This window comes from Tuberibacillus calidus DSM 17572, assembly GCF_000430685.1.
Classification (GTDB): domain Bacteria; phylum Bacillota; class Bacilli; order Bacillales; family Sporolactobacillaceae; genus Tuberibacillus; species Tuberibacillus calidus.
This window is the reverse complement of sequence record NZ_AUMM01000030.1, coordinates 38,876-49,017: the sequence shown is the minus strand read 5'-3', so window position 1 is coordinate 49,017 and position 10,142 is coordinate 38,876. Positions and strand designations below refer to the sequence as shown.

Annotated in this window: 11 protein-coding genes; 7 read left to right on the top strand and 4 right to left on the bottom strand. The window is 42.2% G+C overall.

Annotation, left to right across the window (positions count from 1 at the left end; genetic code table 11):
- The 6 genes from H532_RS18375 to prpB all read left to right on the top strand — a co-directional run.
- On the top strand, positions 1-228 hold a 228-nt coding region (locus H532_RS18375), incomplete at its 5' end, for a transposase (protein ID WP_038111978.1).
- 311 nt (positions 229-539) lie between these two features.
- Positions 540-1,502 (top strand): tripartite tricarboxylate transporter substrate binding protein, encoded by a 963-nt coding sequence (locus H532_RS0108955; RefSeq protein WP_051263238.1) that lies wholly within the window; start codon positions 540-542, stop codon positions 1,500-1,502.
- 59 nt (positions 1,503-1,561) lie between these two features.
- Entirely contained in the window at positions 1,562-2,023 is a 462-nt protein-coding gene (locus H532_RS0108950) for a tripartite tricarboxylate transporter TctB family protein (RefSeq protein ID WP_027725203.1), read from the top strand.
- A 70-nt stretch (positions 2,024-2,093) separates the two neighbouring features.
- Positions 2,094-3,605, top strand: a complete 1,512-nt coding sequence (locus H532_RS0108945; protein WP_027725202.1) for a tripartite tricarboxylate transporter permease — start codon at positions 2,094-2,096, stop codon at positions 3,603-3,605.
- 16 nt (positions 3,606-3,621) lie between these two features.
- Positions 3,622-5,058 (top strand): bifunctional 2-methylcitrate dehydratase/aconitate hydratase, encoded by a 1,437-nt coding sequence (locus H532_RS0108940; RefSeq protein ID WP_027725201.1) that lies wholly within the window; start codon positions 3,622-3,624, stop codon positions 5,056-5,058.
- Positions 5,059-5,078: 20 nt separating this feature from the next.
- Positions 5,079-5,993, top strand: a complete 915-nt coding sequence (gene prpB / locus H532_RS0108935; protein WP_027725200.1) for a methylisocitrate lyase — start codon at positions 5,079-5,081, stop codon at positions 5,991-5,993.
- A gap of 47 nt (positions 5,994-6,040) precedes the next feature.
- On the opposite strand, the gene H532_RS0108930 is transcribed toward prpB, so the two are convergent.
- The 3 genes from H532_RS0108930 to H532_RS0108920 all read right to left on the bottom strand — a co-directional run bounded on the left by H532_RS0108930 (position 6,041) and on the right by H532_RS0108920 (position 7,793).
- Entirely contained in the window at positions 6,041-6,220 is a 180-nt protein-coding gene (locus H532_RS0108930; protein WP_027725199.1) for an SE1832 family protein, read from the bottom strand.
- 93 nt (positions 6,221-6,313) lie between these two features.
- On the bottom strand, positions 6,314-7,324 hold the full coding sequence (locus H532_RS0108925; protein WP_027725198.1) for an LLM class flavin-dependent oxidoreductase: 1,011 nt from the start codon (positions 7,322-7,324) through the stop codon (positions 6,314-6,316).
- A 193-nt stretch (positions 7,325-7,517) separates the two neighbouring features.
- Positions 7,518-7,793 carry a YqhV family protein gene (locus H532_RS0108920; RefSeq protein ID WP_027725197.1) on the bottom strand — a complete coding sequence of 92 codons (276 nt, stop codon included), beginning with the start codon at positions 7,791-7,793 and terminating at the stop codon, positions 7,518-7,520.
- 201 nt (positions 7,794-7,994) lie between these two features.
- Between H532_RS0108920 and H532_RS0108915 the strand changes: the two genes are divergently transcribed.
- Positions 7,995-9,251 carry an MFS transporter gene (locus tag H532_RS0108915; RefSeq protein ID WP_027725196.1) on the top strand — a complete coding sequence of 419 codons (1,257 nt, stop codon included), beginning with the start codon at positions 7,995-7,997 and terminating at the stop codon, positions 9,249-9,251.
- Between the two features lie 107 nt (positions 9,252-9,358).
- Here the strand turns inward: H532_RS0108915 and H532_RS0108910 are convergent, their stop codons facing one another.
- Positions 9,359-9,955 (bottom strand): YitT family protein, encoded by a 597-nt coding sequence (locus tag H532_RS0108910; RefSeq protein ID WP_027725195.1) that lies wholly within the window; start codon positions 9,953-9,955, stop codon positions 9,359-9,361.
- Between the last annotated feature and the right edge of the window lie 187 nt (positions 9,956-10,142).

The following is a 10,142-nucleotide window of genomic DNA, read 5'->3' as shown; positions in this document are numbered from 1 at the left end:
CAAAAATGGGAAGAACATAAAGAATTCATTAGGCAGAAGCTTTCGGAAAAAGAAACTGGTGAAATCTACGGCAAACGTAAAATTGATGTGGAACCAGTTTTTGGATTTCTGAAGGCTAATTTGCGTTTCACTCGTTTGTCAGTGAGAGGCAAAGAAAAGGTGATAAATGAATTGGGATTTGCATTCATGGCGGTGAACTTGAGAAAGATCACCGCCATGAAAAGTTAATCCACCTAAATATAAGGGAAAATAACACCTGAAAAAGGTTCCGACCATCAAAAAGCGATAATCGGAACCTTTTTTACGTTATTTTGGGCTAGTTATGTCCCGGCCCCTTTTGTTTATCCATATCATTCCAAATATGAACAAAATGCACTCAATTTTCGAAATAAAATTTAATGATCTTAATTTTGAAAACGGTTACATAAAGTGTAAGAATGTTTAAAATGGTAGTAACTCAGGTTCAGTAGTTTACTCATATGTTATAGGGGGAGATTTTATTGAAGAAATTAGTAGGTATATTATTGTTAGGTCTTATCATGATTTTTGCAACAGCTTGTTCCAACAGTTCTACAGGAAATAAGGAAAATGGAGGTAAATTTGAGCCTAAAAAAGCTATCGAAATTACTGCACCTGCTGGAGCTGGAGGTGGTTGGGATACAACGGCTAGAATGGCAGCAAAAATCTTTAATGATGAAAAAATTATCAACCAGAATATTGGTGTTGTTAACAAACCTGGTGGCGGTGGTGCCGTAGGATGGGCATATATACATTCCCAAAAGGATCCTTACCATTTATTCGTGGCTTCACCACCGCTTTTACTTGTACCTTTAAATGGACAATCGAAATATGATTATAAAGATTTTACTCCGATTGCAAACTTAATTGCCGATTATGGCGCTTTTGTTGTTCGTGCAGATGCTAAATGGAACAATTTAAACGATCTTTTTGAAGATATGAAAAAAGACCCATCAAGTATAACCGTTGTCGGTGCTTCTTCGCCGGGGAGTATGGATCACATCCAATTTGTAAAAGTTGCTAAAGCAGCAGGTGTAGACATTAAGAAAATAAAATATGTATCCGATCAAGATGGTGGAGCCTTAACAGATTTGTTAAATGGTAGTGCTGACGTTTATTCCACAGGTATTGCGGAATCTGTAGAACAAGTTAAGGCTGGAAAAGTGAAAGTATTGGGTATTACAGCGGATAAAAGGCTTGAAGGAGATGTTATTTCCGACTTCCCAACCGCTAAAGAACAAGGTATTGACGCTACATTTGTGAACTGGAGAGGCTTTTTTGGCCCACCAAATATGGATCCAGCTGCACTTAAGTATTATGAACAAAAGTTTAAAGAATTAAACGATTCAAAGGCCTGGGCTGATATTAGAATGAAAAATGGCTGGAACGAATATTTCATGGGTCATGATGAATATATAAAATTCTTGGATCAAGAAAACAAAAGCATGAAAGCATTACTTGATGAACTAGGTTTAGCAAAATAACGGGAAACGGGCCAGTGTTATCTCTGCATTGGCCCTAACTATTAAAAGAGGTGAGTGATGTGTTTAAATTTAAGAATCAGAAGATCGCTCTTGTTTTATTTTTATTTTCTCTCTTTTATTTGATTATGAGTTTCAATTTACCGCGATATCCTTATGTTCCTGTAGATTCTAACTTTGTTCCTATTGGTTTGGGTTTCATTCTAATGGGGTTATCAGTTGGACTATATTTTGTTAAAGATAAACCAATGAATGTTAAAGATAAGATGAATAACAAGATTCCTAAACAAGATCTTTTTGTTTTATTAACAGTCACTTTTATGGTGATTGTTTATATTTCATTGATAGAAGTGCTGGGATTCATTCTTTCAACAGCAATTTTTGTTTTTATATGCTCGTGGTTTCTAGGTTACAAGAAACATGTTCTCAATCTTCTAGTTTCCTTTATATTTCCGGTAGCGGTTTATTATCTATTTACGGTGGGACTCCAAGTCCAATTACCAAAAGGAATATTACCTTTTTAATGATTTCCACCAATTCTGATTTACAGTGGGTATAAAATTTCAAAAGTATGCATTTTATTGGGGGATAGTTATGGATGCCATACACGGATTACTGACGGGATTTCAGGTAGCATTAAGTATACAAGGTCTATTATTTGTGTTTATTGGTGTTGCCGTCGGAACAATAATCGGTATGATTCCGGGGCTAGGACCTATTACGGCTATTGCTGTTATGATTCCTATTACGTACGGCATGTCCCCGGCCATCGCTTTGCTTTTAATGGCTGGTGTTTACTATGGAGCGGCTTATGGTGGATCTGCATCCTCTATTTTACTAAATGCGCCGGGTGTATCAGAATCGGTTGCCACAACTTTTGACGGTTATCCACTTGCCAAACAAGGTAAAGCGGGTAAAGCGCTGGCGGTTGCTGCAATCGGCTCTTTCATCGGTGGTACCATAAGTATCATTTTATTAACCTTCTTGGCACCATTTCTTTCTAAAATCGCAATATCTTTCGGTCCACCGGAATATTTTGCACTCATGTTATTAGGGTTAACGGCTTTGGCAAGTTTAAGTGATGGATCAACAATTAAATCACTCATTTCTGCTACAATCGGATTTATGTTTGCCACCGTTGGTATTGATGCACAAACCGGGACGCCGCGTTTTACTTTTGGCAACATTCATCTTTTACAAGGCATTGATTTTCTCATCATAGCCCTTGGCCTTTTTGCCTTAGCTGAAGTGGCTTCTCTCATTCTAAACAGAAACGAAAAGGCTATTGATCAAAGCAAGATAGGTAGTCTTAAATTAACGAAGAAGGAATACAAAGAGGTAGCAGGAACAATAGGACGGCAATCGCTTTTAGGGTTTTTAATCGGTGTGTTACCGGGAGCCGGGGGTACCATCGCATCGTTTTTGGCTTATTTATCGGAAAAAAGATTATCAAAACACCCCGAGGAATTTGGAAAAGGGTCATTGCGCGGTGTTGCCGCTCCTGAGACGGCAAATAATGCGGCATCTAGCGGTGCGTTCGTGCCCCTCTTGAGTTTAGGTATTCCAGGTTCTGGATCTACAGCGGTCATGTTGGGGGCATTAATTGTGTTGGGTGTACAGCCAGGTCCACTTTTAGTCAATGAACATCCCGATATTTTTTGGGGCGTTATTGCCAGTATGTATATCGGAAATATTATCTTGTTGATTTTAAACTTACCGCTTATCCCCTATATTTCAAAGGTATTGAAGATTTCGAAACCGTTGTTAATTTCTTTGATTATCGTTTTCTGTATTATCGGGGTTTATGGAGTAAGTTTCAATGTTTTTGATCTTTATTTACTAATTGGCTTTGGAATTTTGGGCTTTGTTATGCGATTAATTGATTTTCCCGCCGCTCCCTTTATTTTGGCTTTTATTCTTGGTGGTATGATGGAACAGTCGTTGCGCCAATCGTTGACCATTTCCAACGGAAGCATAAGTATCTTCTTCACAAGCCCTGTTGCATTAGTGTTTATCATACTCTCATTCCTGTCGTTTTTAATCCCGGTTATCCAAATTATAAGAAGAAACAACAGAGCGAATTCAGCGATCAGTAAAGGTGCATAGAAAGGGGAGTGTTAGTATGGTGGAAACAACTTTAAACTATAAAACAGACGAAGTGATTGAAGCAATAGCCGACTATGTCATTAACAAAAAGATTACAAGTCAAGAGGCGTTGGATACGGCACGACTCGTTTTAATTGATGCGCTCGGCTGTGGTATTCTAGCTCAACGGTACCCGGAGTGTGCGAAACATTTGGGTCCGATTGTTCCGGGGACAGTTGTTCCGAACGGTGCAAGAGTACCAGGCACTCAATTTGAACTCGATCCTGTGCAAGCCGCATTTAATATTGGTTGCATGATTCGCTGGTTGGATTACAATGACACATGGCTGGCGGCTGAATGGGGGCATCCTTCAGATAATATTGGGGGAATATTGGCTTGTGCAGATTATTTGAGCCGGAAACGCATTTCTGAAGGACAGAAGCCCTTGTCAATGGATGTTGTGTTACAAGGTATTGTCAAAGCACACGAAATCCAAGGCGTTCTTGCTTTAGAAAACAGCCTTAATCGCGTTGGGCTCGATCATGTCTTATTTGTAAAAGTGGCATCAACCGCTGTTGTAACTGCTATACTTGGCGGCACTAAGGAAGAGGTCGTCAATGCGGTATCCAATGCTTGGATAGATAACTCAAGTTTAAGAACTTATCGTCATGCTCCGAACACTGGATCGCGTAAATCATGGGCGGCTGGTGATGCCACAAGTCGAGCGGTCCGCTTGGCGTTAATGGCATTAAAAGGGGAAATGGGTTATGCGACGGCTTTGACTGCTCCGGTTTGGGGGTTTCAAGATGTCCTTTTTAAAGGACAATCTATAAAACTTGCACGGCCACTGGACAGTTATGTAATCGAAAATGTTTTATTTAAAGTATCCTATCCTGCGGAGTTTCACGCTCAAACCGCTGCGGAGTGTGCTATAAAACTGCACCCTGAAGTTGCTGACCGCTTGGATGAAATCGATAAGATCATTATTACAACACAAGAATCTGCAAAACGTATCATAGACAAGATAGGGCCGCTCAATAATCCAGCTGATCGTGATCATTGCATTCAGTACATTACGGCTGTGGGCCTCATTTTTGGCAATATTACCGCCGATCATTATGAAGATGAAGCCGCAAAAGATCCGCGAATTGACCTTTTACGAGACAAGATGGAAGTAATAGAAGATGAGCGGTACAGCAAGGATTATTTGGACCCTGATAAACGTTCTATAGCTAACGCCGTGCAAGTCTTTTTTAAAGATGGCAATAAAACGGAAAAAGTGGAAGTGGAGTATCCGATCGGTCACAAACGCCGTCGAGAAGAAGCAGTTCCCCTTTTATATAAAAAGTTTTTAGAAAACTTAAAGACTCGTTTTACGTGCGGTCAGAGTGAAAATATTTTTAATCTTTGTTGCAACACAGCAGAATTAGCTGAAATACCAGTAACCACATTTATGGAGGCTTTTGTTATCTAGTTAAATGGGGGAAAATGAAAATGACATGGATCCTTGAGAAGGACGCAACTCAAGTTGAACTTGCGGAGCGTTTTCATTCACTGATTAAAAGATCAGAAATTCTAAAAATTCCCGGAGCCCATGACCCTATGGCGGGTCTTATTGCTAAACAGGTTGGTTTTGAAGCACTTTACCTTTCGGGTGCAGCGTATACGGCGAGTCGGGGACTTCCGGACCTAGGTATGATTCACTCGGAAGAAGTGGCTGAGAGGGCCCGAGATATTATTAGGGCGACAAATCTTCCTCTTTTGGTGGATATTGATACTGGATTCGGCGGTGTGCTTAATGTTGTTCGCACAGCGAAGGAAATGGTCGAAGCACGGGTGGCTGCTGTTCAGATTGAAGACCAGCAATTACCAAAAAAATGCGGTCACTTAAATGGAAAACAATTAATTTCTCCAGCTGAAATGGTCCAAAAAATTCAAGCGATCCGAGAAGTAGCACCGACATTGATCATCGTAGCCCGAACCGATGCCAGATCGGTCGAAGGGCTGGACCAAGCGATTGAAAGAATAACAAGTTATGTTAAAGCTGGGGCGGATGTCATTTTCCCGGAAGCCCTAATCAACGAAACGGAATTTAAAGCTGTAAAAAGAGCCGTCAACGTGCCACTGTTAGCGAACATGACAGAGTTTGGTAAAACTCCGTATTATTCGGCGGAAGAATTTCAAGCGATGGGGTATAAAATGGTCATTTACCCAGTCACGTCCTTAAGGGTTGCAGCAAAAGCTTATGAGCGCGTTTTTCAAGAAATTATGACTAAAGGCACACAAAAAGACTATTTGAATCACATGCAGTCCAGGGAAGAACTTTATCATACTATCGGATATTATTCTTATGAAGCGTTGGATAATAAAATTGCAAAAACAGTTTTACCGGTAATCGGTAAAGACTGATACAAAAGGTTAAGCCCTGTCCAGAATGAACAGGGCTTCTCCATATACTATTTTAACTCCGCCAACTGTTTGCGAAGGGTTCGGAGTTCCTCTTCAATCGCGGCGAGCTGCCTTTCGGTTGGGGCAACGTTCTTGCCGAGCGATTCAATTTTTTCTAAGTCTCCCTGGAGCCTGATGTAATCCGCTTTTAATTCCGCAATTCTTTCTTCAATTTGTTTCTTATCCATTATGGCACCTCTTTACCATTATCTTTTTATTTTTTATTCAATCCATATCTATCGTAGCGTCATGATCATGATCGCCAATCACGACCTTAATCCTTATTCGCTTTTCAAACCAAACGCCTCAGCAATCAAGCGATAAGAGGTTAATTTCGCCTCGAAATCATATGTAATCGTGACGATCATGCATTCATCCGCATCGTAGGCGCGGCACATCGTTTCAATTTGTTCTTTAACCTTCTGAGGGCTGCCGACAATCATCCGTTTGCGATTCTCATAGATACGAAAACGGTCGTAGTCCGTGTACGGATATTGTAAAGCCTGTTCAACAGACGGCGTGCCTTTTGCTGGGCTTCCTTTTTCAAGAAGCAAGAGAGAAAGGTCCAGACTCGACGCTAAACGTTCCGCTTCTTCATCGGTCTCCGCGCAAACGACAAACACAGCGACAATGATATGCGGTGCTGAACCAGCGATTGTTGACCGAAAGCGACTTTTATATAGGCGGGTAGCTTCTTCACCGCCGTTTCCATTAATAAAATGAGCAAAGGCATAACCTGCACCATGATAAGCAGCGAGCATGGCGCTAGCCCCGCTAGAACCGAGCAGCCATAATTCCGGGGCGGTCTCAATGATCGGAGTAGCCCGCAGGCCGGGAAAACGATGTTGATCATCGGCGAGGTCGTACAAATATGTTACAAGATCTTCAATCTGCGTGGGAAAAGGATCTCCTTCATGAAAATGTCCCTCTTGCAGTGCCCGAGTGGACAGCGGCATGCCGCCAGGCGCTCGGCCAATGCCTAAGTCAATCCGATTGGGATAAAGGGCTTCGAGAACGCGAAAATTTTCTGCCACTTTGTAGGCACTATAATGCGGTAGCATGACGCCGCCGCTGCCGATGCGAATCGTTGATGTTCTCGCTGCCAAATGACTGATTAATACTTCAGGGCTTGCCCCCGCCAAGTTTTCGGAAAAATGGTGTTCTGCTACCCAAAAACGGTGGTAGCCGAGTTTTTCCGTCTCCTCAGCAAGCCGACCGGTAAAAGCGAGGGCCTCCACCGCTGTTTTTCCTTCGGGAATAGGGGACTGGTCCAACACACTTAAGCGCAACATGGAATCACCTCTATTCCATTTTATCTCAAAATCAGTTTTTCTAAATGTTTATGCTCATAATGAGGCTCCACACCAACTTAAAGACATCAAAGCATTAAAACATGAAAAGAGAAGAGTTCCCCCATTTAATACGTACAATATAACCATTCATCAACGGCTAAGGAGAAATGGCTGTTTTAGGTAAAAAAGACCGTCATCTCCCTTTAACCCCCAAAATAATAAGGATCACACCGGTAAAAATCATGGCGATTCGCGTCATTGAAACTTTTTCGGCAATGCCAAACAAACCGATGGCAGTAGTGGCTATTAAGATCATCGGACCGACGAGTGCCAAAGAACTGTTGAGAATGAGCGCTTTTCCGACATCATTGAGTTTTAAAAAAAGAATCGCAACCGTCACTTCAATCATTCCCGATAAAAACCGCAATAAGGACATGCCAATAATTGCCTTGTCGAATAAGTGAAACAAAAAAATCGCCTCCGCGCTAAACATCTCTTTTGTCATTATATGCGGGAAAAAAATAAATAGGACGAGCCGCAGGGGAAAGGAGTGGAAGCATCCAGTCTTTTTAACCCCTAATATTCATGCATGCAGGAATAAATGCCGCGGTTTCGGTTATTCTACACAAGGAATGAAGATTTTTTATCCTTGGAAGGAGCATGAACGGTCATGGCCGGTAAACAAAATACAGCGATGACGGTGGCGGCGATTGGATCGATTCCGCTGATCATGACGTTAGGCAATTCGATGCTGATCCCGATTCTACCGACAATGAAGGCCAAACTGGATTTGACCCAATTCCAGGTAAGTTTAACCATTACCGTGTTCTCCATCGTGGCAGCCGTATTCATTCCCATTCTTGGTTATTTATCCGATCGGTTTTCAAGAAAACTCATTATTCTTCCGTCATTATTTTTATATGGTATTGGCGGCATCTTAGCTGGACTTGCCGCCGCTTGGTTTTCTGCGGCTTTTGTTTGGATTTTAATCGGGCGGACATTGCAAGGGATCGGCGCAGCCGGAACAGCATCTATCGCCATGGCATTGACCGGCGATCTTTTTGATAAAGCTCAAGAAAGTAAAGTATTAGGGATCGTGGAAGCTTCAAATGGGTTTGGAAAAGTGCTTTCTCCAATTATCGGGTCGCTTATGGCTTTAATTGTTTGGTATGCGGCTTTTTTCGTTTTCCCTGTCTTTTGCGCGATCTCGATTTTCCTGACATGGCTTTTTATCAAAGAAAAAGCCAAAAAGAAAGAACCGCCGTCACTCAGACAGTATGTCACAGGTATAGCGGGGGTATTTAAGAAGGAAGGGCGATGGCTTTTGACGGCCTATTTGGCGGGAGCCGTGTGCCTTTTTACACTATTTGGGATTTTATTTTATCTTTCCGACGTATTGGAAAAATATTATCACATTGATGGGGTAAAAAAAGGTCTGATTCTTGCTATTCCGCTATTAGTGATGTGCACAACATCCTACCTTACCGGAAGTAAAATAGGAAAAAATCAAGCACGCATGAAAAAGTGTATCGTCACAGGGCTCGTCTTTATGACAATCTCTTATGGCATATTGGCGTTTGTCAGCGGGCTTGTCTTATTTCTTTCCGTCCTCGTTCCGAGCAGTGTGGGCACGGGTCTCGTTCTACCATGTTTAAACAGTTTTATCACGAATGCGGTCGGAAAAGAACGGCGGGGGTTTGTCACATCGCTTTACAGTTCCGTTCGCTTCCTAGGTGTCGCCATCGGTCCGCCGGTTTTTGGCAAATTAATGGATTGGTCGGTAAAAGGGATGTTTTTATCGATCGCGGGTTTAACGCTTGTCTGTGGGATTTTGGCTTTCTTTCTTATTCGCATTAAACAAAGCGAACCGGAAAAAAGGACAGAAAGGAAAAACATACCCCCGCTTCGACCCATTGGCCAAGGCTGAACGCCTTTTCCATTTTCCGTTGACCATGCGCCTAGCGTGATTTTCAATGGTCCCTGTATACGCTTTTTCTGATGACGTGATGTTTTTCCACTGTCAGGTATTGACCGTTATTTTTTTCGCCACTGTGGTTTGAAGGTGGTTAGGTGTGGGCGCTCTAACTGAAAAAGGTAACCCACGATGCGCGTGGAAATCCATTGACTGCAAATGGCTAGGATAATGATTTTCCACTCGATGATATAGGCGGTCAGAACAAAAATGGAAGCGTTAATCCAAAATAACGGTTTTCCGGGGTCGATGTTTTTCTTTCGGGAAAGAATTAACGCGATGACGCCAATCCCACCGTTTGAAACACCGTTTCGGAGCAAAAGCGCAATCCCCGTTCCTAACAGGACCGATCCGCAGACGAGGTCGATCCATTCGTTGGTCGAAGGCATGGCCACATTCGTTTCAAAAAAATAAACGGTTGCCGACGTCACAGAAAATCCTGCCAAAGTTCCGAGCACATTCGATAATCCGAGATATCGGAGCCCGATAAGGAGCATGGATGTATTCAAAAGCCAAAGCGCAATGCCGGTCGGAATATGAAAAAGATAATGGAATAAAACAGTAAGCCCTCCGGCGCCACCGGAGGGAATATCATGAGGAAAAAGAAATTCCCCCATGCCGATGCCTTGTATGAAAGATCCAATCATGACCCAAGACATTTTTTTTAACCCGTAGGTAAAAGGCGGCATATCATCATCCCTTGGAACATGTCCAAATTGATATTGTATTTATATGCTGTAAAGTCAGGGAGCATGACCGGATGCGTCAGCCGGGTGTCTCTTACCGTTAATGAAATCATTTTTTAGGTTAGTTTCTCTGCCACCGTCCAAAGGGCTTGTCAGCTGA